This is a genomic window from Desertivirga arenae (assembly GCF_017355785.1).
GTDB lineage: Bacteria > Bacteroidota > Bacteroidia > Sphingobacteriales > Sphingobacteriaceae > Desertivirga > Desertivirga arenae.
This window is the reverse complement of sequence record NZ_JAFEWE010000001.1, coordinates 442,252-466,467: the sequence shown is the minus strand read 5'-3', so window position 1 is coordinate 466,467 and position 24,216 is coordinate 442,252. Positions and strand designations below refer to the sequence as shown.

The 24,216-nt window shown below is 40.8% G+C and carries 22 protein-coding genes; 12 read left to right on the top strand and 10 right to left on the bottom strand.

The window, feature by feature from the left end:
* Positions 1-13 precede the first annotated feature (13 nt).
* From lacZ to J4N24_RS01735, 3 genes are read left to right on the top strand one after another with little or no spacing between them, the layout of a single operon-like run.
* Positions 14-3,130 (top strand): beta-galactosidase, LacZ type, encoded by a 3,117-nt coding sequence (lacZ, locus tag J4N24_RS01745; protein WP_207531912.1) that lies wholly within the window; start codon positions 14-16, stop codon positions 3,128-3,130.
* On the top strand, positions 3,105-4,361 hold the full coding sequence (locus tag J4N24_RS01740; RefSeq protein WP_207531911.1) for a DUF2264 domain-containing protein: 1,257 nt from the start codon (positions 3,105-3,107) through the stop codon (positions 4,359-4,361). The genes lacZ and J4N24_RS01740 overlap by 26 nt, the downstream gene beginning before the upstream one ends.
* A 17-nt stretch (positions 4,362-4,378) precedes the next feature.
* Complete coding sequence (locus tag J4N24_RS01735; protein WP_242691468.1) at positions 4,379-6,214, top strand: glycoside hydrolase family 2 protein; 1,836 nt, start codon at positions 4,379-4,381, stop codon at positions 6,212-6,214.
* A 151-nt stretch (positions 6,215-6,365) separates the two neighbouring features.
* Here the strand turns inward: J4N24_RS01735 and J4N24_RS01730 are convergent, their stop codons facing one another.
* From J4N24_RS01730 to J4N24_RS01710, 5 genes are read right to left on the bottom strand one after another with little or no spacing between them, the layout of a single operon-like run.
* Entirely contained in the window at positions 6,366-7,553 is a 1,188-nt protein-coding gene (locus tag J4N24_RS01730; RefSeq protein ID WP_207531910.1) for a sensor histidine kinase, read from the bottom strand.
* A gap of 1 nt (position 7,554) precedes the next feature.
* On the bottom strand, positions 7,555-8,565 hold the full coding sequence (locus tag J4N24_RS01725) for a SpoIIE family protein phosphatase (RefSeq protein WP_207531909.1): 1,011 nt from the start codon (positions 8,563-8,565) through the stop codon (positions 7,555-7,557).
* The gene (locus tag J4N24_RS01720; RefSeq protein WP_242691467.1) at positions 8,558-8,974 is read right to left on the bottom strand and encodes an anti-sigma regulatory factor; all 417 of its coding nucleotides are present in this window, start codon (positions 8,972-8,974) and stop codon (positions 8,558-8,560) included. The genes J4N24_RS01725 and J4N24_RS01720 overlap by 8 nt, the downstream gene beginning before the upstream one ends.
* Entirely contained in the window at positions 8,971-9,366 is a 396-nt protein-coding gene (locus J4N24_RS01715; RefSeq protein ID WP_207531908.1) for an STAS domain-containing protein, read from the bottom strand. The genes J4N24_RS01720 and J4N24_RS01715 overlap by 4 nt, the downstream gene beginning before the upstream one ends.
* A 5-nt stretch (positions 9,367-9,371) precedes the next feature.
* Complete coding sequence (locus J4N24_RS01710) at positions 9,372-10,241, bottom strand: STAS domain-containing protein (RefSeq protein WP_207531907.1); 870 nt, start codon at positions 10,239-10,241, stop codon at positions 9,372-9,374.
* A gap of 170 nt (positions 10,242-10,411) precedes the next feature.
* Between J4N24_RS01710 and J4N24_RS01705 the strand changes: the two genes are divergently transcribed.
* Together J4N24_RS01705 and J4N24_RS01700 are read left to right on the top strand one after the other, a co-directional pair.
* Entirely contained in the window at positions 10,412-10,573 is a 162-nt protein-coding gene (locus J4N24_RS01705; RefSeq protein WP_207531906.1) for a hypothetical protein, read from the top strand.
* A gap of 193 nt (positions 10,574-10,766) precedes the next feature.
* Entirely contained in the window at positions 10,767-11,063 is a 297-nt protein-coding gene (locus J4N24_RS01700; protein ID WP_207531905.1) for a hypothetical protein, read from the top strand.
* 45 nt (positions 11,064-11,108) lie between these two features.
* On the opposite strand, the gene J4N24_RS01695 is transcribed toward J4N24_RS01700, so the two are convergent.
* The 3 genes from J4N24_RS01695 to J4N24_RS01685 form a co-directional block, all read right to left on the bottom strand.
* Positions 11,109-11,939: a DUF4249 domain-containing protein gene (locus tag J4N24_RS01695; protein ID WP_207531904.1), complete on the bottom strand. Its 831-nt coding sequence runs from the start codon at positions 11,937-11,939 to the stop codon at positions 11,109-11,111.
* Positions 11,940-11,994: 55 nt separating this feature from the next.
* Positions 11,995-14,355: a TonB-dependent receptor gene (locus tag J4N24_RS01690; protein WP_207531903.1), complete on the bottom strand. Its 2,361-nt coding sequence runs from the start codon at positions 14,353-14,355 to the stop codon at positions 11,995-11,997.
* A 254-nt stretch (positions 14,356-14,609) separates the two neighbouring features.
* Positions 14,610-15,074 (bottom strand): 3-oxoacyl-ACP synthase, encoded by a 465-nt coding sequence (locus tag J4N24_RS01685; protein ID WP_242691466.1) that lies wholly within the window; start codon positions 15,072-15,074, stop codon positions 14,610-14,612.
* 147 nt (positions 15,075-15,221) lie between these two features.
* Here J4N24_RS01685 and J4N24_RS01680 point away from each other — a divergent pair, with 147 nt between their 5' ends.
* Complete coding sequence (locus J4N24_RS01680; RefSeq protein WP_207531902.1) at positions 15,222-15,671, top strand: DUF1569 domain-containing protein; 450 nt, start codon at positions 15,222-15,224, stop codon at positions 15,669-15,671.
* A 47-nt stretch (positions 15,672-15,718) separates the two neighbouring features.
* On the opposite strand, the gene J4N24_RS01675 is transcribed toward J4N24_RS01680, so the two are convergent.
* Entirely contained in the window at positions 15,719-17,155 is a 1,437-nt protein-coding gene (locus J4N24_RS01675; protein ID WP_207531901.1) for a sigma-54-dependent transcriptional regulator, read from the bottom strand.
* 190 nt (positions 17,156-17,345) lie between these two features.
* Between J4N24_RS01675 and mutS the strand changes: the two genes are divergently transcribed.
* From mutS to J4N24_RS01645, 6 genes are all read left to right on the top strand, one after another.
* Complete coding sequence (gene mutS, locus J4N24_RS01670) at positions 17,346-19,955, top strand: DNA mismatch repair protein MutS (RefSeq protein ID WP_207531900.1); 2,610 nt, start codon at positions 17,346-17,348, stop codon at positions 19,953-19,955.
* Between the two features lie 73 nt (positions 19,956-20,028).
* Positions 20,029-20,643, top strand: a complete 615-nt coding sequence (locus tag J4N24_RS01665; RefSeq protein ID WP_242691465.1) for a C40 family peptidase — start codon at positions 20,029-20,031, stop codon at positions 20,641-20,643.
* Between the two features lie 218 nt (positions 20,644-20,861).
* Positions 20,862-21,140: a hypothetical protein gene (locus J4N24_RS01660; protein ID WP_207531899.1), complete on the top strand. Its 279-nt coding sequence runs from the start codon at positions 20,862-20,864 to the stop codon at positions 21,138-21,140.
* A gap of 129 nt (positions 21,141-21,269) precedes the next feature.
* The gene (locus J4N24_RS01655) at positions 21,270-21,914 is read left to right on the top strand and encodes a hypothetical protein (RefSeq protein ID WP_207531898.1); all 645 of its coding nucleotides are present in this window, start codon (positions 21,270-21,272) and stop codon (positions 21,912-21,914) included.
* 31 nt (positions 21,915-21,945) lie between these two features.
* The gene (locus tag J4N24_RS01650) at positions 21,946-22,605 is read left to right on the top strand and encodes an N-acetylmuramoyl-L-alanine amidase family protein (protein WP_207531897.1); all 660 of its coding nucleotides are present in this window, start codon (positions 21,946-21,948) and stop codon (positions 22,603-22,605) included.
* 49 nt (positions 22,606-22,654) lie between these two features.
* Positions 22,655-23,359: a dihydrofolate reductase family protein gene (locus J4N24_RS01645; RefSeq protein ID WP_207531896.1), complete on the top strand. Its 705-nt coding sequence runs from the start codon at positions 22,655-22,657 to the stop codon at positions 23,357-23,359.
* Between the two features lie 42 nt (positions 23,360-23,401).
* Here J4N24_RS01645 and J4N24_RS01640 read toward each other — a convergent pair whose 3' ends face one another.
* Positions 23,402-24,160 carry a hypothetical protein gene (locus tag J4N24_RS01640; RefSeq protein WP_207531895.1) on the bottom strand — a complete coding sequence of 253 codons (759 nt, stop codon included), beginning with the start codon at positions 24,158-24,160 and terminating at the stop codon, positions 23,402-23,404.
* Between the last annotated feature and the right edge of the window lie 56 nt (positions 24,161-24,216).

The following is a 24,216-nucleotide window of genomic DNA, read 5'->3' as shown; positions in this document are numbered from 1 at the left end:
CACCTGATTTAATATGAAAAAAATAATTGCCGGCTGTTTGATCTTCGGTAGTCCTTTTCTGGGGAAGGCACAGAATAATGAGTGGGAAAACCCCCAATTCTACGAACAGAACAAAGAGAAACCTCACGCAACCTTTATGCTATTTAACTCAGCTAAAGAAGTTGCAGCAGATGATTACAGTAAATCCTCTTATCACCAAAGCCTTAATGGAAAGTGGAAGTTTGTCTATACAGACAAATATGCGAACAGGGTTAAAGATTTTTATCGTCAGGATCTGGACGACAAGAACTGGGCTGAGATCCCTGTTCCTTCCAATTGGGAGCGTAAAGGTTTTGGTACTGCTATCTATACCAATATAGTTTATCCGTTCCCTAAAAATCCCCCTTTTATCGGAGAGAATAATCCTGTTGGTACTTACCGGAAGGCATTTTCTGTGCCCTCAGATTGGGATGGAAGACAGACCTTTATTCACTTTGGTTCCATTACCGGTTATGCCGTTGTCTATGTGAACGGGCAAAGGGTTGGAATGACGAAAGTTTCCAAATCACCTGCTGAATTTAATATTACACCCTACCTGAAAAAGGGAGAAAACCTGCTGGCTGTTCAGGTTTTTCGCTGGCATGACGGCAGTTATCTGGAAGACCAGGATTTTTTCAGGATCAGTGGAATTGAAAGGGATGTTTTCCTGTATTCACTACCGAAGTTGAGCATCTGGGATTTCTTTTTAAAACCAGATCTTGATGCCAACTATGTAAACGGTATATTCAGCGCGGAAGTTGATCTCCGTCAATTCAGAAACAATACCGTTAAAGGAGGATCGCTATCTGTAGACATATTAGATAAAGCCGGTAAAAAGGTGTTTTCAAATACTCAAAACGTTAATGTAAGTTCAGATACTTTACAAACCATTAAGCTTGGAGGAACAGTAAAGAACCCACTGAAATGGTCAGCAGAACACCCTAATCTTTACGACTGTATCCTGACTCTAAAAGATAATGCAGGTAATATATTAAGTCTTACCGGTGCCAAAATAGGCTTCAGAAAGGTTGAAATTAAAGATTCCCGCCTTCTCATTAATGGTGTCCCGTCTTATGTACATGGGGTGAACCGTCATGAACACGACGATGTTGAAGGTCACGTGCCTAACCGGGAACTAATGATCAAAGACATTCAGTTAATGAAGCAATTCAATATCAATGCCGTTCGAACAAGTCACTATCCGAATGACCCGGAATGGTATAAGCTATGTGACCAGTATGGACTGTACCTGGTAGATGAAGCTAATATTGAAACGCATGGAATGGGTGCCGAGCTTCAGGGAGGCTTTGATAGATCAAAACATCCCGCCTACTTACCAGAGTGGGCCCCAGCTCATTTGGACCGGATGAAAAGACTGGTTGAGAGGGATAAAAACCACGCATCTGTTATTATCTGGTCGCTCGGAAACGAGTGTGGGAACGGTCCTGTTTTCCATGAGGGATATAAATGGATGAAACAACGGGATATTACCCGTCCTGTACAGTTTGAACAAGCTGGGGAGGATTCGAATACAGATATTGTATGTCCGATGTATCCTCGTATTCAGGATATGAAAGCTTATGCAGCTTCCGGAAAAACCCGTCCTTATATCATGTGCGAGTATTCCCATGCCATGGGTAATAGTAACGGTAACTTTCAAGAGTATTTCGATATCATTATGAGCAGCAAGAACATGCAGGGTGGTTTCATTTGGGACTGGGTAGACCAGGGGATGAAGACTACGACACCAGACGGGCGCTTATTTTGGGCTTACGGAGGAGACCTAGGTGGATATCATCTGCAAAATGATGAGAATTTTTGTGCTAACGGATTGATTGCGGCAAATCGTACAGTACACCCAGGAATTTATGAAGTGAAGAAAGTCTACCAGAATATCCTGTTTAAAGAAAAAGATCTTGCTTCGGGTGTAATTACAGTACAAAGCTTCTTCGACTTTACTAACCTTGACCAGTACGATTTCAAGTGGGAATTACTTAGGAACGGGGAAAAAGTAAAAGAAGGCACTTTTGAGATAAATGTTGCTCCTCATCAGCAAAAGGATGTAAGACTTAACGTCCCAATGTATAAATCGCCCGCAAGTAGTGAATTTTATCTAAACGTATTTGCCTACACCAAAACTGCGACTGACCTTGTTCCAGCAGGACATGAGATAGCGCGAGAACAATTTAAAAAAGCAGGAGATTATTTTGCGGGACGAGAAGCGGGTTCGGGAAAATTGACCATCGAAAAAGCAAATAACAGATTACGGTTTGCTGCGGGAGATATTAAAGGAGAATTTGATCAGACCACGGGAAGGTTTATTTCCCTTTCTTCAAAAAACTCGTCTCCGATAAGGCAATATCCGGAGCCATTCTTTTGGAGGGCGCCGACAGATAATGACTTTGGAAATAGTATGCAGGTAAACCTTGGTATTTGGAGAACAGCACATGTTGACCGCAAGGTGAAGAGTGTAACCATTGGGGAGCAAACGGAAGAGGGACAGCCTATCAAAGTTGAATATGTTCTTAATGGCATCAATGTGCCTTATACAACCGAGTATCTCATTCAAAACGATGGTTCCGTCAAAGTGACTGCGTCTATTGATATGACAGGAAGAGAGCTTCCGGAAATGCCAAGATTTGGAATGCGCATGGAACTTCCTCCCGACTATTCGAACCTGTCCTATTATGGAAGAGGTCCATGGGAGAATTATAGCGACAGGAATACTTCTGCTTTCGTTGGACTTTATAAAGATGAGGTTAAAAACCAGTTTACCTGGAATTATATCCGTCCTCAGGAAGCTGGGTATAAAACGGATGTGAGATGGCTGTCATTAACGAATGCTATTGGTGAAGGACTTACCATTCAGGGGATCCAACCTATTTGTTTTTCGGCAACTAATGTTAGAACTGAAGACCTTGATCCGGGCCTTACGAAAAAGCAACAGCATCCTACCGATATAAAGCCACGTAAGGAAGTATATTTGAACATCGATTTGAAACAAAGAGGAGTTGGAGGTGACAATAGCTGGGGAGCTTTGCCTCATCCACAATACCGCTTACAGGATAAGAAATACTCCTACAGTTATGTCATCAGCGTTAACAAGAAGTAGTTTGAAAAAGCTCTTTCTTGCACTTGCCTTGCTGCTGCTTGTATCTGTAGTCAATGCGCAGAAGAAATCAAAAAAGGGAATAAATGACCGGGCCATCTGGCTCGGTTACCTCGATATGGTGGCAAGACCGGTAATGAGCAATCTTGCCGAAGATAGGCTGAAAGAAAAAATGCCAGTTGAACTGGCAAAAAATGTTGATAATGCAGCTTCCCGTTCAAAAGTAGCTTATCTTGAAGCTTTTGGCCGGACCCTTAGCGGGATCGGTCCCTGGTTAAATTTGGAAGGAGGATCTAAAGAAGAGCTTGCTTTAAGGGAGCAATACCGCATATGGGCTCTTAAAGCCTTGTCGAATGCAGTAAATCCATCATCAAAAGACTATATGCAATGGACGGGAGGGCAACCTCTTGTGGATGCTTCTTTTATGGCTTTTGGACTAATCCGATGTCCCTGGCTTTGGCAAAACTCCTCAGATACGGTAAAAAAACAGGTGGTTGAAGCTTTTAAGGCTACAAGGGAAACTGTGCCCGTATACACCAATTGGTTACTATTCTCAGGTATGATCGAGGCATTTTTCTGCAAGTATGGTATGGAGTATGATAAAATGCGAATGGAGTTCGGGGTCAGGGAATTTGCCGAGCACTGGTATACAGGCGATGGCCTTTTCTCTGATGGAAATCAGTTCCATTTAGATTATTACAATAGTTATGTTATCCAACCATATCTTTCAACGATCGTAAATATCGCTAACCGAAAGAATAAGCAATTTATATGGTTTACGCCAAAACTTGATAAGATCACTAAACGCTACGCCGAGATCCAGGAAAAGTTAATTAATACAGATGGTTCTTTCCCGATCACAGGGAGATCTATTGTTTACCGGGGGGGCGCTTTCCATCATCTTGCAGACATGGCCTATCAACAGCACCTGCCACCATCACTCAGTCCAGCTCAGGTTCGCGGAGCCCTTACTGCCGTTATTCAAAGAACGCTTTCGCCTGCAAAAACCTTTAACGACAAGGGTTGGCTGAATATCGGCCTTGCAGGACAGCAGTCTGCTCTGGCAGATTTTTATATAACAACCGGTAGCTTATACATAAGCAGTCTCGTTTTCCTTCCGCTCGGTCTGCCTGAGACTGACGAGTTCTGGGCCTCTCCCGCTGCACCCTGGACAAGCTTAAAAGTATGGAATGGGCAAGATGTACCGGCCGACCATGCATTAGATCTGAAATAAACACACCAATTATAAACATGATAAAAGGAAAATTTTACAGAAGTCTGCTATCTGCAACTTTACTGATAAGTCCTGCTTCGGAAATGCTTGCCCAGGAGCCTCCTATCAACAATGTATATGCACGAGACATCACCAGCTTGAATGGGAAGTGGCAGTACATAGTGGACCCTTACGAAACCGGCTTTTATGATTACCGCTGGGCTGAAAGGAGAGAAGGAGATGGGGAAGCTTACTGGAATACAGATATACCAAAGAATAAATCAGACCGGAAGGAGCACGGGTATAGTGATAAGTATTCTTTGAATGTGCCAGGCGATTGGAATTCTCAGGATCCGAAGTTCCTATACTACGAGGGGACGGTTTGGTATAAGAGGTCATTTGACTATTCCAAAAAGAATCCTACCGGTAAGGTTTTTTTGTATTTCGGAGCGGTCAATTACGAAAGCCATATCTACCTGAACGGTAAGAAGCTCGGAAGTCATAAGGGCGGTTTTAGTCCTTTTAATTTTGAGGTTCCTGCAACCTCGCTGAAAGAGAAGGATAATTATTTGGTAGTAAAAGTAGATAATAAGCGTAAACGGGATGAAATTCCCACTCTTAATACAGACTGGTGGAATTATGGAGGTATAACCCGCGATGTCCTCCTGGTGGAGGTACCTCAAACCTTTATCCGCGACTACTCCATTCGACTAAAGAAGAATAGCACGAACGAAGTAGAGGGTTGGATTAGATTAAATAAGGCCTCAGAAAAGACACTAAGCCTGGAGATTGCAGAACTGAAACTCAAAAAGGAAATTAAACTTAATTCAGACAGCGTTTCATTCTCCTATAAAATCCCAAAACTTCAGTTGTGGTCTACCGGTAATCCAAAGTTGTACTCTCTTAAGTTACAGTCAGGAGCAGAAACAATAACAGATAAGGTAGGCTTTCGAAGTGTAGAAGTTCAGGGCAATAAGATTTTGCTGAATGGGAAACCTGTTTTCCTGAGAGGTATCTGCATACATGAAGAGATACCAGAAGAGGGAAGGAGAGCAAACAGCAAAGCAGATGCACTCCAATTATTGAGGCAGGCGAAGGAATTGAATGCAAATATGGTGCGACTTGCGCACTATCCACATAATGAGTATATGACAAGAGTTGCCGATTCTCTGGGCATTCTGGTATGGTCAGAAATCCCGGTATATTGGACGATAGATTTTGCGAGTAAGGAAGTTCTGGAAAAAGCAAAATCCCAGTTAAGGGATATGATAGCAAGGGATAAGAACAGAGCAAGCATTGTGATCTGGTCTGTGGGAAATGAAACTCCGGTCAAACCAGAGCGAACTACTTTCATGAGCAATCTTGTGGCTACAGCGAGGAAGCTGGATAATTCAAGATTGATTTCGGCAGCGCTAGAGGTGCATAATGATAAAGGAACCATGATAGTGGATGATCCCCTAGGTCAGTATACCGACCTTGTTTCTGTGAATGAATACCTGGGCTGGTATGGTGGCTTCCCTTCTGACGTTAAAAATGCTAAATGGGATATTCGTTATAATAAGCCTTTGTTCATTAGTGAAACTGGTGCAGAAGCGTTAAGTGGCTTTAAAGCAGACAGTCTAACAAGATGGAGTGAAGAATTCCAGGAATGGTATTATAAGGAGCAGGTAGCAATGATGAAGCGTATGCCGGCTAATTTTGTTGGTTTGTCTCCATGGATCTTAAACGATTTCCGCTCTCCCCGTCGAAATAATCCTGTTTATCAGGAGGGCTGGAATAATAAAGGACTTTTTGATCACAAGGGAAATAAGAAGAAGGCATTTTACGTAATGAAAACCTACTATGATGAAAAGGAGAAGGAACAGAAGAAATAATAACAACACTTTTGCATAAAGAAAAAAAAGGTAGAAATTTATTCTACCTTTTTTTATAACCAAACCTCATCTCACCTAAGAACGCACGAAAAACGATTGTTTTTCTAATGTGTCTTGGTACGTGAGATTTGTTAAAAAGTTACTCAGGATTTTAAACAGGAAGAGAGAAATGGAACACTGAGCCTTCTCCTTCCTTACTTTCTACCCAAATATCTCCACCGTGTTCACGAATTATTCTTGAAGATATATAAAGTCCCATACCGAGTCCCGAAAATTTATTTACTACACCTTCATTACGATGAAATTTTTCAAAGATCTTTAGCAGGTCTTCTTTGGCCATACCGATGCCCTGATCTTTTATGGAAACGATAATGTGAGAGTTTTCAGTAGTACTATTAAGCTTTATCTTGCTGTCTGCGGGTGAGTACTTCGCAGCATTTCCAAGAATGTTAGACAAGACCTGTTCAATCCGGAGCTTATCCAACCTTACCTGAGAAGATTTTCCTAGGGATACTTCCAGTTGATGTTCCGGGATAATATGTTTCACCATACCAATTGTATCACTAAGGTAGGAGTTAAGATCCACCTGCTCCATCCTGTAATCTAACTTGCCGCTTTCGATCTTCGAAACGTCAAGAAGTTGTTGAATAAGCGAGGTTAGCTTTACCGATTGGGCTTCAATTCGGGTTATAAAGTTTAATATTTTAGGGTTAGAAAGAGTTTTTGCCTCTTGTAGCGCCATCTGGGCATAGGCTTTTATGATTGTTACAGGTGTCTTGAGTTCATGACTCGCTAAAGAAATAAATTCATTCTTCTGCTCATTGTCCTGTTTAAATTGCTCCAGGACTTCTTCGCGTTCGGCAGCCCGTTCGTGAAGCTGCATATTCTTTTTCTTCAGCGCCTCATAGGCAGTATAAGGAGCTTCAGTGTCGAAAAGGTCTGCTAGCCTTTTCACCTTTTCAGGACTTATTATTATTGAACGCGGTAATCCAATTTTAAGCTCTATAATATCACAGTTGTTTTCCTGAAATTGATTCACAATTGGTAACAGTCGCCTGGCATTTTGAAAGCCTGGATCCGAAGGTATGATAGTTACAGAATGGTCGTATTTAATTCTGGCAGTTAATGAGTAGCGGATATCCTCTTTGCTTAGTCCAAGAGTTAATTGTCCGCTATCTGTCCTGTCAATCACTTCCCTGCAGATTTCAGAAACTGCGGTAGAAAAAGTCGTTTGTGTTGAAGGAGTAAGTTTTAACCTCTCTCCAAGGCGTGATGCTTTTTTATGTGCAAGCACCAGATCCATAGCGTTTTCTAAGCTAACTTTTACAATTTCAAACATATCAAAAACTTCTTGCTATAACTACCGACATGTCATCTGTCTTTCTGGCAAAATCTTTATATAGTGCAGCTGCCAGAATACTAAGATCATATTTGCTGATTAAAGGATACTTTGAACTTTCCCAGCGCGATTTTATGCCATCTGAGCAAAGGATCATTAGATTATAGTCCGAATTGCTTGCTTCCTGAGCTTTCATCGTTGTAGGGATATTATGTCCTATTATTCCATTATATGAGATATAATTTTTTGAACTAAGAGAGTTCAGCAGCTTCATAGAAATATTACCGATACCTGAAAATTTCCAGGTTTTGGTTTTTATGTCGTAAACTATCACCGTTCCAACCATTCCCCTTGTTTTTTTAATGGAGGAATGAAGGTGTCTGACAATATCAGTTGGGTCGTTTAAATGAAGCTCTTTAAACGCTTTGACAGCCTCATTTACAGCTTTGTTTGCCTCAATCCCATGTCCCAGTCCGTCTGCTACAAGTATCTTAACCGTGTCGGTCCCCATTTCATAGTAGCAGCCATCGCCACTAACGCTTTCTCCTGGCTTTGAAACTACCAGCCTCCTTATTTCTAAGGGCGGTCTTTTTTTTAATGCCGGTGTTTCTCTGTAAATCCGACTCAGAGCAATTGTTCCCCAGCCTTTCTGACTGTAAATTTCAAACTTATCGGAAAGTCGTTTTATACTTCCCAGTCCATGACCCAGAGTATTTGTAGTAGATACTCCATCTGCTATCATCTTGGAGGCATCAGCCATGCCAGGGCCATTATCAATGCTGATTATCTCAAAATAGTCTAGCCCATTTTCCTGCCCATAGGATAGTAATATCTCACCACCTATGGCATACTTGAAGAGGTTAGAGGTCATTTCTGAAACTATGATATCAATTTCGGCCATTTTCTGAGTGCCGAACCCTGCTTCAGAAACCCTGCTATGGATTTCTTTTTTAAGAAGAGAAAAATAACTTCTGTCGTCTGCTCTGAAACTTATATGAGTGGCGTCAACCATTTGCCCATTTTATTATCATCACCGTAGTGCCTTTTCCAACCTCGCTTTTTAGATCAAACTCACTTACGAGTCGTTTTGTCCCTGGAAGTCCAAGACCAAGACTTTTTCCAGTTGAATATCCATCTTTCATTGCCAGAGAGATATCTGCGATCCCAGGACCTTTATCTTTAAAAGTTAGTCTTACTCCATTTTCCCTTCCCCTGGAAACTACTTCGATAACGATCTCACCACCGTTGCCATATTTCAACATATTGCGCACGAGTTCACTGGCAGCCGTAATAAGCTTGGTCTGATTTACCAGACCCATTTTAATCTTAGTGGCCTTTTCTTTTACACGGTTCCTGAATGGAACAACGTCCTGGTCTTTGATGATGCGCATAACATCCTTTGATAAAGATATGACCATCATTCATCGGTTTCCTCATCTTCATCCTGATCTTCATCCAAGTCAATCATAGAACGCAAAAGCTGCATCCCTCTTTCCACGTTAAGGGCTGTGTAAACTCCTTTCAGCGGAAGCCCCAATTCTATCAGGGTGATGGCTACTGCTGGTTGCATACCTACCACTACAGTCTCAGCGTCAAGGATTTTTGACATACTTGCGATATTGCCGATAATACGTCCCATAAAGGAGTCTACTATTTCGACCGCTGAGATATCAATAAGCACCCCTCTTGCTCCTGTTTTATTAACCATTTGCACGAGATCACTCTCCAGTGTAAGTGCAAGCCGGTCGTAAAGGTCAACCTGAATAGTCACTAACAGGAAAGGACCCATCCTCAAAATAGGTATTCTGTCCATCCTGCTTACAATAAAGTGGTCTTTTCTTTTTGAGTCTTTCTTACTTCTAATTTTAAGATAGAGAAAGCGTATTTAAGGGCACTGGCCAGTGTGGCCTTAGTTATGATCGTAGAAAGATCTATTCCGAGATGAACTACAGTCTGGGCGATTTCAGGGCGAATACCACTGATAATGCACTCGGCTCCCATTAAACGGGTTGCGCTCACTGTTTTAATAATATGCTGAGCTACGAGAGAGTCGACTGCGGGAACTCCCGAGATATCCAGGATAGCAAGGCTGCTTCCGGTTTGCACGATCTCCTGTAGTAGATTTTCCATTACTACCTGGGTGCGGGCACTGTCAAGCGTTCCAATAATTGGAAGAGCAAGGATTCCATCCCAAACGCGAATAACAGGGGTGGAAATTTCTGCTATTTCGTCTGTTTGTCTTAATATAACTTCTTCACGTCCTTTAATAAAAGTTTCAAAAGTGATAATGCTGAAGTTATCCATCAACTTGATCATCTTCATACTTTCGCGGAAGAGAGAGGTCGGATCTTCCTGCATTTCTTCCTGTAAAACAGATAGAATGGCATCTTTGAGACCCATGACGAAAAGACCAGTTTCACGAGGACTGAAACCTTGTCTGGCTCTTGTTAATGAAATGCCTGCAATAATTTCCAGGACCGGTTCAAAATCCTCAGAATTTGCATCTTCGATATTTGTATCATTCAGGTTAGTAGCCAAAATATCTACTAACTCTTCTGAAGATGCCCTTAGCTCATCATTACTAATTAAATCATCTCTTAGACCTTCATCGCTAAGCTGATTTTGTATCCACTTCTCCAGGACACTGCTCTTTCTTTTCTGTAAAATTTTTGAAATTGATAATGACATGCGTATCGAATGTTTGTTTGGCGCAAGTGAAAACTGCTAGTACAGATATTATTAAACTAGCAAGTCAAACGAGAAAATTAGTCCGAAGAAAATAAATCCGGATATCCCCCTTTCTGATTCCACAAGCATAAGGTTTTTGTTTGGATTTTGTTTGAAAAAAATAAAAAAATATGCGGGCAATTGATGTGAAGAACCAGATATTAATTGGCCTGTTTTTTACAACACTAAAACATTACAAGCCAAATAATAATCAGGATCTTACCGATAAGGATCAGGTTATACATTTAATAGAGGGAAAGACAGGTGCCTTCCCCAATAACTCATCTACTTAAGAGCGCTTAGAAATTGTCTCTTCCTGGTTTTAATACGAGGAGTGAATTTTTTTGTTACAAAATTGTACGAAACGCTGGAAGGTAAAATTTAGAATGAGAACTATGAGTGCTACACTATAGTAAAACGTTATTTTTTAAGGGGAATAGGTAGAAGTTTTATTGGTTAGCGCACATAATTTTCGTCACAGAACAAATGAAAATTATTCAATCTTTTTCTATAAATCGAGGTTATATGGACATGAACATCTATCAGTTTATAGAATTATCAACCGAAGAACAAGTTAATACTATTTGGCAGGGAACTTTTGTAGGTAACAGGAATTATAAAGGTTTTAATGTAGTGCTTTATAGCATTGAGAACTTCTTTGTTGAGGTGTTTTATAACCAAACTGAAAATGCTATAAGTCAGATAAGGCCTTTTAAAAGTATGACAAGGTTAATGCCTTATATAGAAACATTAGATTTAACAGAACTGCTATATAACTCATAAAGCTAAATGCCGAGGTACATTCACATCGGCATTTAGCTAATAAAATTATTCGACCTTTCTCTCTACAGATTTCACTATAGATGAACCAAAATAGCCGACTACATTGAGTGTCGCATTGCTTTTTTTGGTAATATTTGTTCTGGTATTAGCGAAGGCAGTAGCAAATATTTGTCCGTTCTGTAATTGCGTTTGTATGTCTGTCCAGAAGTTGAATGCATGTTCTGAAAGTGACCATACTTCTCCTTTTACCATTTCTCCTTTTGCAAAAGGCTCATTTACATTTAGCTCGGCATTATCAATGTAATTACCATCTACGAATTCATCTGAGAAGAGATTGAAGTCGCCATCCATATTCATGTACTTTCCGTTTCTGTATAACCTTACCTGGATATAATCACCTTTCCCCTCAGTTTCCTGACCGTAGAATCGTGGGTAATAACCCTCCTTATCATACATTCCTGATTTAGGCTCGAACTTAAAGCTTAATGAATCCGGTACTAACGATAGTTTAGGAGTTGTAGCGATAGCCTCATAATTACCTTTTGACGATTCAATGCTTAAAGTGTAAGTTTTTCCCGCTACGCTTTTCATTGTCTTTATCTCGTAGGTACCCGCACTTGTCTCTTGTAAAGTCTCGCTATTGCCATCGCTATCTTTTAATATAATTTTTGCTCCTGTAACTGCAGGGTAGGGAGAGCTTTCCATAAGTTTTTTGGTGAGGTATAATTTAACGTAATGATTTTGAGAACGATTTGTGAGCCATCCTTCAACAACCAGGGCATCTTGACCTTTAGGTGCTTTGATGTCAATTACGTCTTCGCAGGAAGAAAAAAGGATAGCTATAAAAAGTGTTAGGATTATATTAATAGTTTTCATTGATCTTAGGGTTGAAAAGAACGTTTTCATAATGTAATTAGTGGTTTAATTTAAATTAGAATTTGAAGTTCCAGGTTGCAGATGGGATCAGAGTTCCGAAGACAGAAAATTGTACCGGTTCAAGATTAGCGGGACTGTCCTCATTCTGACGTACATAGACAGAGAAAGGATTTTTTCTGTTGGTTGCATTGTATAGTGACACTACCCATTCGCTGGTATATCTTCTTCCGGGAATAACACGCTTTTTGAAAGTGGCCGAAAGGTCTAAGCGATGGTACGCACTGATACGGTAGTTATTTCTGAGGTCCGTTGAGTTATATTGTACCGGAATTCCATCGAACTCGAAGCGTCTGTCGGCCAGGGTGGTTGGCGTGCCACTAGAAAAATTATATGTTGCCGAAAGGGAGATGCGGGGTTTCAGCTGATAAATTCCCACCATAGATACTACGTGTCTTTTATCAAATCTTGCCGGGTAGTAATCTGCCTGCAGCTCATTCTTTTTCTCCACTTTGCTTAGCGTATAACTGATCCAGCCGTTTAACCTTCCTTCATTTTTCTTTATGAAAAACTCAGCTCCGTAAGCCCTGCCGTCACCAAAGACCATAGAGGCAGCCAGGGTATCGTTCAACAGGGTCTGAGCATTGTTTATAAAGTCCAGCTGGTTTCTCATAGTCCTATAGTAGACCTCAGTAGAGAATTCGTACTTATTGTTATTGAAATTTTTGAAATATCCTGTAGAGAAGTTATTTGAAAGCTCGGGCTTGATATTAAAAGAACTGGGTTGCCAAATGTCAAGCGGACTTGAAGCAACGGTATTGGAAATTAAATGAAGGTTTTGTGCTGTGCGACTATATGAAGCTTTTACGGAAGCCTCTTCTCCCACTTTTACTTTAACCGAGGCACGAGGCTGGAAATTGCCATAAGATTTAATAACATCGCCGTCATTAAATTCTCTTGGATTAATGGCTTCCTTTTTTTGTCCGGCTTCTCCGGTAAAGTCAAAAACAGTAGTTTTTCCTCTTGATATTGTCTGAAACAGAGAATAGCGAAGCCCATATTCAAAGCTGAATACATCCGAGAGCTGAACTTCATGATCTGCATAAATATTATAATCGCCCGCTCTTTGTGCCTGCATCTCTACTGTATTAAAAATTGACCTTTCATCTGTTGGGAAAGCTTTTCCGGGATTGAAATCATGTAAGGCTGCCTCTGCACCAAAGTACAAGGTGTTCTTTGAATCAGGATACCAGGTGAACCCGTTTTTTAAGGAGTAATCCTTAATTCCCGCTTTCCATGTGAAACTATTAGCCGGATCATTGAGTACGCCCAACTGATATTTATAATCGGAATAGATTACGCTGGTGTTGGAAAATAACCGGGGATTGAATACGTGGTTCCAACGCAAGGTACCGGTTCCGTTACCCCATTCCATACCGAAGCGCTTAGCTACATTAATATAGTCCTTGCCAAAGTAGCTGGAGATGAATAACCGGTCTTTGCTGCTAAGGGTGAAGTTGGCTTTCGCACTTAAATCATAGAAATATATGGAGTTATCCTTGATCTGGGGATCAGACGATTGCTTGGTCAGGAGATCAGTGTAAGATCTCCTTCCACTTATGATCACAGAGCTTTTTCCCTTTTGAATTGGTCCCTCCAGGGTTAACCTACTCGCAATTAATCCCAATCCACCTGTGCCGCTCCATCTTTGATTATTACCGTCTTTCATCCGCGTATCCAGCACAGAAGATAATCTTCCCCCAAAACGGGCTGGCATATCCGACTTGTAAAGCACTGCATCTCTCATAGCATCCGGATTAGTAACGGAGAACAGGTTGAACAAGTGTGACGTGAAATATAGTGGGGCTTCATCCAGAAGGATAAGGTTTTGGTCCACCCCGCCACCTCTTACATTAAAGCCTGATGCTCCTTCGCCAACTGTCGAAACCCCTGGCATTAGCTGAAATGATTTTATAACATCCGCCTCTCCCAACAAAGGAGGCAATTGACGGATGGTATTAACAGAAAGGGCTGTTGTCGTAATGGGTTTTCTTACATTGTCTGTCCTTCTTGCCGCATTTCCGCTCACTACAACTTCTCTCATTTCCTTAGAAGCTGGCTGTAGTTGTATATTGATCACCGTGTCCCTTTGGATACGGATAGTTCTCTCCTGCGTATTATATCCTACGTAAGAGTAATTGACAACATAATTGCCCGGAGAAAGGGTTAAAGAGTAGAATCCATAACTATTAGTGGATGTCTTGGTATTTGTGTTTTTTACAGTAATAGCTGCTCCCTGTAAAACTTCACCATTATTAGCATCTTTAAAATGTCCACTTATAGTCACTTTCTTTTGAGCCAGGGCCGGCAGGAAAAACAGACCAAGTAAGAGAGTGCTCAATAGCTTAAATTTTTTCATTGTAATATGTCCAAAATTATTGTTCGATTTCGCGTTTGATAATCGTTGATTCCTTTTGTTACCAGAAATTTTCATAATACCAGGTGATATTTTCTTTTGTGTTATTTCTGGTGTGACAACCGGTTTAGATTTTACCCCTACGCGATAAGGAATTTTTTTAAGAAAAAATCAAGAATGAGAATAGGAGATAGGAGGTTTAGGGTAGAAAAGAGAGAAGGTTAGGGTAGAACCTAGGATTGGGCTAAGGCAGGCAGCTAAGCAACTTCTTGAATAACAAATTCTTTTCCTTTAAAAGTAGCTTTATCACCTGATTTAAGACCAACTAATATTTTCCCAACAGGTGAGGCCGGAGAAACGGCGAAATAAAGGTCACTTCCAACTTTTAGCTGGCCTGCACTGATGGAGATGTAAAAGTTTCCGTTGCTTGTAATTACTAAACTTCCATTTTTAACTTCTTTAGATCTGGATAAAGGATTGATGGAATCCAAAGCATGTTTTAATTTCTTTGCTTCGAATAATTGTGCCTGATTCCTCGAAATTTCCTGCTGCATCATCTCCCGGGTTGTTTCATATTTATCACCGGCACTGCTTTTAGTATCATTGGCGGCTGCTTCCTGTGCTGAAGTAATCGCTTGTTCCAAACTTGAAATCCTTTCGGTTGCAAACACTATGCATTTTTGATAGAGCTGATTTTTTATTTCCTGAATCGAGTCACTCATAATAAAAGCAAAGCTAGAAAAGCTTTTCTAATCTCTTTAATGTCAAAAAAGTTTTAAGGAATGTTAAAATCATTGGCTTTTAACGATAGACTTTTTAACTTACACAATTATAAGCCCAGGGGCACTCTCACCCTGAAAATCAGATATATGAAAAGTTTATTTAGCCCTTCAGAAAGCCAACATATCATCTCTCGTTTAAATAAGCTAACAGCAGATTCGAAACCACTTTGGGGAAAAATGAATGTAGCACAAATGCTGGCTCACTGTCAGTGGCCTTTACGTATAGCGTTGGGAGAGCAATCTGTTAAACGAGTGCTTGTAGGGATATTGTTTGGAGGTTTTGCCAGGAAGCAATTGGTTAAACCCGAACCCTTTAGGAAAAGTTTACCAACGGCAAAGGAATTCGTTGTTACCGATCAAAGGGATTTTGTGAAGGAGAAATTACAGCTGGCAGCATTGATAGAAAAGTTTACAAAGGGCGGTCCGGAAGGTTTGACAGAAGATCCTCATCCTTTTTTCGGAAGAATGACGGAGCAGGAATGGGATGTTTTGCAGTGGAAGCATCTTGATCACCACCTTCGGCAGTTCGGTGTATAGAATAGACATAGTACAAAGAAGGCTCCTTAAATGGAGCCTTCTTTGTACTATTGTTCCGAACGTTTCAATCCGTATTTTTCAATTTTGCTATACAAGTGACTGCGTTGAATATCGATGTCATCGGCAGTCTTTGATACATTCCAGTTGTTCTTCTCTAACTTGTATTTGATATACTCCTTTTCCGCATAATCTTTATATTCCTGGAAGCTGCCAAACTGGTCGAAGTTGGAAGAGAAAGAATGACCGTTTGCTGCGGCAGTTACGGGCACTGTAGCGCTGATAGTTGTCGCAAGATTTTGTGGTGTAGCGATTACCGTTGTAGGACCTGCCGGATTTGCAAAAGTAAGTACGTCATTTTCTGTGATAACTTTATCACTAAGAATGATCAGACGTTCAACCATATTCCGAAGCTCACGAATATTACCGGTCCAGGGTAGAGATTGTAAAGCAAGTATGGCTCCGTCACTGAACTTTTTAACGGGCATGCCATATTCACTGCAAATTTCCTCGCAGAAACTTTGAGCAATGATAGGAATGTCTTCTTTACGGTCAGTTAAAGGTGGTACATGGATTAGGATAACACTTAGGCGGTGATATAAGTCCATCCGGAAATTGCCAGCATCTATCTCTTTTAAAAGATCCTTATTCGTTGCAGCTATTACCCTAACATCAACTTCTATTTCCTTCTCGCCTCCAACACGGGTGATTTTGCTTTCCTGCAGTGCCCTTAGTACCTTTGCCTGTGCAGAATGACTCATGTCCCCGATCTCATCTAGAAAAAGAGTACCGCCATTTGCCTGTTCAAATTTTCCGATACGCTGCTTTACAGCAGAGGTAAATGAACCCTTTTCGTGTCCGAATAGCTCACTTTCGATCAGCTCTGAAGGTATAGCAGCACAGTTTACCTCAATAATAGGAGCATTAACTCTGTGTGACTTTTCATGTAACCATCTTGCAACAAGCTCCTTACCACTACCATTTGCCCCGGTTACCAAAACCCTTGCATCTGTAGGTGCTACACGATCAATAGTATCCTTGATTTTTTGAATTCCGGGAGAATTTCCCAGGATGTCTCGAACTTTGCTAACCTTTCTTTTCAGGACCTTAGTCTCTGTTACCAGGTTACCTCTTTCAAGGGCATTTCGAACTGTGATCAGTAAACGGTTAAGATCGGGTGGTTTAGAAATGAAATCGTACGCCCCTTTCTTACTTGCTTCGACAGCAGTTTCAATAGTACCATGACCAGAGATCATAATAAAGGGAAGGTCAGGTTTAATACCTAATCCCTCAGCTAACACCTCCATTCCGTCCATCCGGCTCATCTTGATGTCGCAAAGAACAAGGTCTAAATCATTCTTTTTGATAACTTCCAGGCCGTCGATACCATTATCAACATCTACTACCTGATAGTCTTCATACTCTAAAATTTCCCTTAGGGTATTACGTATTGCACGTTCGTCGTCGATGATTAGAATTTTTGCCATAATGCTGTGTTCTTGAAACGCAGAGTCTGAAAGATTGTTTTTGTAAATGTATACAAATATATACACTTCACAACGAACGTATTGTTTCACATTTATTTCTTTTCCTTCTCCACAAACACTCAGTTTTCCACATAGACAGACAAAGAACTTACAAAGGCATAAATTAGCAGGTTTAAAAGGAGAAAAAGGCTTGGCAAAGACCGCTACCAAAGAAACCCCTTTAATGCAACAGTACAACACGATAAAGGCTAAATATCCTGGTGCTTTACTGTTGTTCCGTGTGGGAGATTTTTACGAGACATTTGGTGAAGATGCTGTAAAGGCTTCATCTATTTTAGGGATTGTTTTAACTAAAAGGGCTAATGGCTCTGCTTCACATATTGAATTGGCCGGTTTTCCACATCACTCGCTGGAAACTTATCTTCCAAAGCTGGTACGGGCAGGGCAACGTGTAGCGATCTGCGATCAACTTGAAGACCCTAAAACCGTTAAGACCATTGTAAAAAGAGGCGTTACTGAATTAGTTACTCCAGGGGTTGCTTATGGTGATAATATTGTTCAGCAAAAGTCTAATAACTACCTGGCCTCCGTCTTTTTTGATAAGAATACTCTGGGGGTCGCTTTTATAGATATCTCTACCGGAGAATTCCTGGTGGCACAAGGTGGAGAAGATTACATCGAAAAGTTGCTGCAAAGCTTTAAGCCAAGTGAGGTGATCTTCCAGAAAAGCAGGAGTCGGGATTTTACTGAGACCTTTGGTGACCGTTTTTATACTTACTGTCTTGATGAATGGCCCTATACAGGGGATTATGCAAATGAATGCCTTCTAAAGCATTTCGAAGTCCAATCATTAAAAGGTTTTGGTATAGAGCGGCTGCAGGTGGCTATTACAGCCGCAGGAGTTGCACTTCATTACCTGAATGAAACGGAGCATCGTAATCTTCAGCATATTTCTTCTATTGCAAGAATTGAAGAAGATCGTTTCATGTGGTTGGACAGGTTCACAATACGTAACCTTGAGCTTATCGGTTCTTCTAATGAAAATGCCATCACTTTAGTAGATGTACTCGATCAAACCTGTTCTCCGATGGGCGCACGGATGCTGCGTCGCTGGATTGTAATGCCACTTAAAGAGAAGAAGCCGATTGAGGATCGCTTGAATGTGGTGGAATACCTGGTGAATAATGAAGAAGTGCGCGAGCAGATCAATGATGAATTAAGACAGATCGGAGACCTGGAACGATTGATTTCGAAGATCGGCCTGTTAAAAGCAAATCCCCGGGAAGTTTGTCAGTTGAAGAGGGCATTGCATGCTATCGAATCCATAAAGAAGCGTTGTGAGCAGTCGGATAATGTGGCACTAAAAACTATTGCAGAGCAGCTTAATCCCTGTTTGTTGATGAGGGAGAGGATTGAAAAGGAGCTTAACTCAGATCCTCCGGCCATGCTTTTAAAAGGAGGGGTAATATGTCAGGGAATAAATGAAGAACTGGACAGATTAAGAAAAATAGCCTTTGGAGGAAAAGGGTATCTCATCGAGATCCAGAAACGTGAGGCCGAGCTTACCGGAATTCCATCCTTAAAGATTGCCTTCAATAATGTATTTGGCTATTATCTGGAAGTAACCAATGCTCACAAAGACAAGGTGCCTTCAGAATGGATAAGGAAACAGACTCTGGTGAATGCCGAAAGATACATAACACCTGAACTGAAAGAGTACGAAGAGCAGATCCTGGGAGCCGAGGAAAAGATCCTTGCTCTTGAAACCCGCTTATACAACGAGCTGGTCTTTGCGCTATCTGAATATATCAAACCTATTCAGCTTAATGCGCAACTGGTAGCTCAACTTGATGTGCTATCCTGTTTTGCTACGATAGCTATCAGAAATTATTATGTTAAACCGGAGATAACTACAGACTCTATTCTTGATGTAAAGGGAGGGCGACACCCGGTGATCGAGAAGAATTTACCCCCGGGAGAAGACTATATTACCAACGACACTTATCTCGATAATGAAACCCAGCAGATCATTATCATTACAGGTCCGAATATGGCCGGTAAATCGGCACTTCTTCGTCAAACCGGACTTATAGTCCTGATGGCACAGATCGGATGTTTTGTTCCGGCTAAGGAAGCCAGGATCGGGTTAGTGGACAAGATCTTCACACGAGTGGGCGCTTCTGATAATTTATCATCAGGAGAATCAACTTTCATGGTGGAGATGAACGAAACGGCCAGTATATTGAACAACTTGTCGGATAAGAGTTTGATCCTTTTGGACGAGATCGGCCGGGGGACCTCCACTTATGACGGTATCTCTATTGCCTGGGCTATTGCCGAATACCTGCATAATCATCCTTCTGCAAAAGCCAAAACCTTGTTTGCAACTCATTATCACGAGCTAAATGAACTAACTACATCTTTTAACAGAATCAAGAACTTTAACGTCTCGGTAAGAGAAGTAGGAAATAAAGTGATCTTTCTAAGAAAGCTGGTGCCGGGAGGAAGTGAACACAGTTTTGGTATTCATGTGGCTAAAATGGCAGGTATGCCTCCAAAACTTATCGCACGGGCAAATGAAATCCTGAAAAGGTTGGAGCAGGAAAGGACAGGGGGCGAAAACATAAAGAACAGCATAAAGAAGGTGCAGCAACAAGCTTATCAGCTCCAAATGTTTTCTATTGACGACCCTGTGTTAGTGAAGATAAGAGATCTGCTCAACAACCTCGATGTGAATACACTCACGCCTGTAGAAGCGCTTATGAAATTAGATGAAATTCAACGCCTTTTAAAAGCATAACCTTTTCTACTTATTAACCGTATGTTAAAAAAATCTGGTACTTTAGAACAGAGCTTTTTAGGATTTTGGTAAAATGAAGTGTAATTGGAGTTTTTTAAGGGGAGGCGCGGTTCTATTAGTGTTATTGATGGCCCTTGCTTCTTGTAAGTCGAAAAAGATGCTTACTGACTCTTCTAAAGACCGTGGCAAGCAGTTTAAGGGATCGCTCAAGGAACGATATGCCGCGTTATTGGATGTCTCTCAGCGGGAAATTAAGAACGAGAAGCTTTACCGTTTTATTGATGATTGGATGGGTGTTCCTTACAGGAACGGAGGTATGGATAAGAAAGGTGTGGATTGTTCTGGTTTTGTTGTGCTTCTGGAGAAGGAGATCTTTGATAAGTCAGTTCCCCGTATTGCCAAAAGTATGGCAGATAATGTGAAACGAAAGTACGAGGAGGAGCTAGAAGAGGGTGATCTAGTTTTCTTCGATTTCAGCGGGCAAAAGTTTAGCCACGTGGGTGTTTATCTTAAAAACAATCGTTTCGTACACGCATCTTCTTCAAAGGGTGTGATCATAAGTAATTTAAAGGACGGATGGTATTATAAGTACTTTTCGAGATGTGGAAGTGCTAAAAATAACTATTATTCAGTTTTACCGGTTGATTCCCTGATAAACACCGGGTTAAGCAGCCTGGCGTCAAGATAGCCGTTTATTTGAACCGATAAGCTTAATGAATAAAGAGAACGATAATTATTCCTTTTGGACCAAATATAAGCGCTTTGCTTCCACAGAGATAATGCTGTATGTAGTAATGATAGTAGGTATTTTGCTAGGTATCCTCATCTTTTCGTAAATCAATTTGTCCATCTCTTATGTTAATGTCTTGGCGGTATTGATAATATCGCGGAAAAAAAGATTTTAAAATGAGAAACTACGACCTTCCAAACAATCCATTTAAGACAGAAAACGAAAATACAAAAATGATCATTGCGATCTTTGCGGGAATTGCAGCTGGAGCAATTCTTACTTCAATGCTGGTATCCAAGAGCAATTATAATCTTGTTGACCGCCTGATAGGTACATCCGATAAAAAGGGAAAAGCAAAGAGTTCAGGATCAGTGCTGACTGAGAATGCTGCTAATATCCCTCATCCCGAAGAATATGGAGGTGGTATGATCGATGTTATAATTCAGGCTACTTAATAAATAAATTCCGACTTCCTTATTCCCTTATAAGGATATATTATATATTTGGGTTACAACCTCAAGCCGCTTAGATAAACTTTAAGCGGCTTTTTAAATGGTAGTATTTTAGACACCAATTGTATAACAATGAATATTAATGATAGGGGCATTGATACTGAAGGCGATAAAACAAGCGGTAAAACGGAAGTTAATCAGATACCCTTTATGGATCGGGATGATGTATTCCTGAAAAAGAAGCCCGTCAATTTAGTTATAACACTCGTGTTAGCTGCATTAGCGCTAGCGTTGACTGTAGGGGTAGCAAAGCACTATTACGAAAAAGTGAATAACCAAGAGCGATTAAAATGGGAATCAGGCAGGCTTAATAAGGGGAAGTTGGATGAAGCCAACGCAAAAAAGCACGATCTTTTCCAGCCTCTAAGGGAGAACTGGGCTCAATATATAAAAGCAGAGATTGAGGTTAAGCCAAATAAAACTAATGATCATTATCTAATTCTTAAAAATAATAGCTCGAAAGGACTGGAAAGGGTAGAAGTGAACCTGTACGTGGTCAATTGGAATGGGGAGGCTTCTAATATGAAGAGTATTATTTTATCGGATATAAGAGCACAGGAAACACGGAGGATGAATTTAGGTGCAGGTGGTAATTCTAAAGAGCTTTTTTGTCTTATTAAGTCGATTACAGCCCCCTCATTCAGCTTCTGTTTTGACAAGGATCTGGAAACCGGGGGGAAATCAGATCCTTACTACTGCAGTCAGGAAGCGGATTAGACTCTTTTTGCTTTATACATGATATAAGCCTATGAATAGACCATTTATCCTGTTCCTTTATCTGCTGCTTGCCGTTCAGCTTCCGGCTTTCCCGTCTGATTGCTTTATCGGACTGAATGGGCCCGGACTTAAAGTAGTGCTCGATCCCGGGCATGGAGGCAGGGATAGCGCGACCAAGGCAGAGAGTTTTTATGAGAAGAATGTTGTATTGAACATTGCTCTTGAAATAAAAGCTCAATTACTGGCCCGGGGATACGAGGTAGTAATGACCCGGGAAACAGATGTTTTTATCCCCCTTACAGAAAGGGCTAAAATAAAGGGCGATGTATTTATTTCTTTGCATGCTAATACCGTTCCCGAAAGGATTGGGCCCAGCGTAAGAGCTATGATAAAAGGTATGGAGATATTTACAGGGATGAACATGCCTGAATCGATCCTGCTATCAAAAAGCAAAAGATTGGCAAGTTGTCTTTGGAACAGTCTTAATGAGGTAGAAGGAATGAATGTGAGAGGCAACGTAAAGGAAAAGGCTCTTGCCGTTTTGCGACCTAATTATACTCCTGCCGTATTACTTGAACTTGGGTATCTTACCAATAAGGAGGATTTGGCTTTTCTGACCGATCGCTATTGTTACAAAGAGATTGGTACGGCAATATGCAATGCACTGGAAGAATATCGAAAGCCAGAATAACGGGATTTAAGGGAATACTTTTTGTAGAATTGCCACAAAATTTAAGTTTATGGATTCAGGAAAACCTTATGTAATTTGTCATATGCTGGGTTCTGTTGATGGGCGCATCAAACAGGACATTTGGGGCTTTAAAGACCATCATAAATATTTCGAGGAAACAGCGGAAAAGATAGCTGCGGACGCCTGGTTAGTGGGAAGGGTGACCATGCAGGAATTTTCCAGCAAAAATACCCCTGAATTACTGAATGGAGCTTCAGTTCCTAAAGAAGATTTTGTTGCTCAGAAATCAGCAACCTATGCAGTAGTAATAGACCCTTCCGGAAAATGTTTCTGGGAAACTAATATGGTATCAACAGAGCACGTAATAGAAGTTCTTACCGAAACCGTAAGTGATGGTTATCTGGAGCACCTAAGGTCAAGTAAAGTATCCTATATTTTTGGGGGGAAGAACACCTTGGACCTTGATCTGGTAATAAGGAAGCTACGTAAGTTGTTTGATATTCAGACGCTTCGTATTGACGGTGGGGGACATGTTAATGGATCTTTCTTAAAGGCAAACCTGATCGACGAATTTAGTCTGGTGCTTGCTCCTGTTGCCGATGGAACTATAGGCTCGCCTACTGTATTTGAAGCAGAAGAAGGTTATGGAAGCAGAATGGCAACCCAATTTAAAATTAAATCAGTGGATCGCATCTATGATGATTTCTTATGGATAAGATATGAAGTAGTAAGAGATGGTGCTACCGGAAGATAAAAATAAGGAAGGCGATCACCCAATCGCCTTTCTTATTTTTGATTATTCTACTGGCAAATTATTAAGCTCTTTTGCAGCTTTGTCAATCCAAACCTTAGAGTCGCGCATATCTTTTCTGCTCATTTGAGAAGCTTCGTTCACTATCGTGGAAAACAAAGAATCGGCTTCCTTAATTCTGTCTGATCTGATTAAGAACTGACCGTAATTGTACCTGGCTTCGTAATTCGAAAAGCGGTGATTCAGCGCTTTAAACTGTTTGTCTGCTTCCTCTGCTTTTCCTGATTTTTCCAGAGCAAGCGCATATAAAAGGGCGCTTCTGTTTTTAGAAAAATTAAAGGAGCCGGCTATTCTTGGAGCTATTCTAAGGATGTCTTCATATCGCTCCTTGGCAAAGTAGGCTCGGATCAGCTGGTTAATAATATGTTCGTTATTCTCAAAAAGCCCTGTTAGTGCGGGTTCGTAGAGGTCTATAGCCTGTTCATACAAACCCTTCTCTAAATAGGCATCAGCAAGAGCTTGACGGTTGGCTAAAGTTTCTGAAAACTTAAACTTCCTTTCCAGTTCCTTGATCCTTGCTCCCGGATTAACAATGTTCACTACGTCCGATTGAATAGAAGAGACATGCCGTTTGTTGATTACTTCCGTAAAAAGGTAGATCAGGCACCCAATTACAGGAAGGAAAACAATGAGGTAGATCCATTTTCCCTGGTTCCCGTTTTTCATAGCATGGAACACACAAACAGCTTGTAAACCTATAATAAAGTAATAGTAGTTGTCGAATTGAGATAATAGGCCGTACATATTTTAAAAGGTTTTCCATAAAGATATGAAAATTTCCAGAAGCGCATATATCGTAG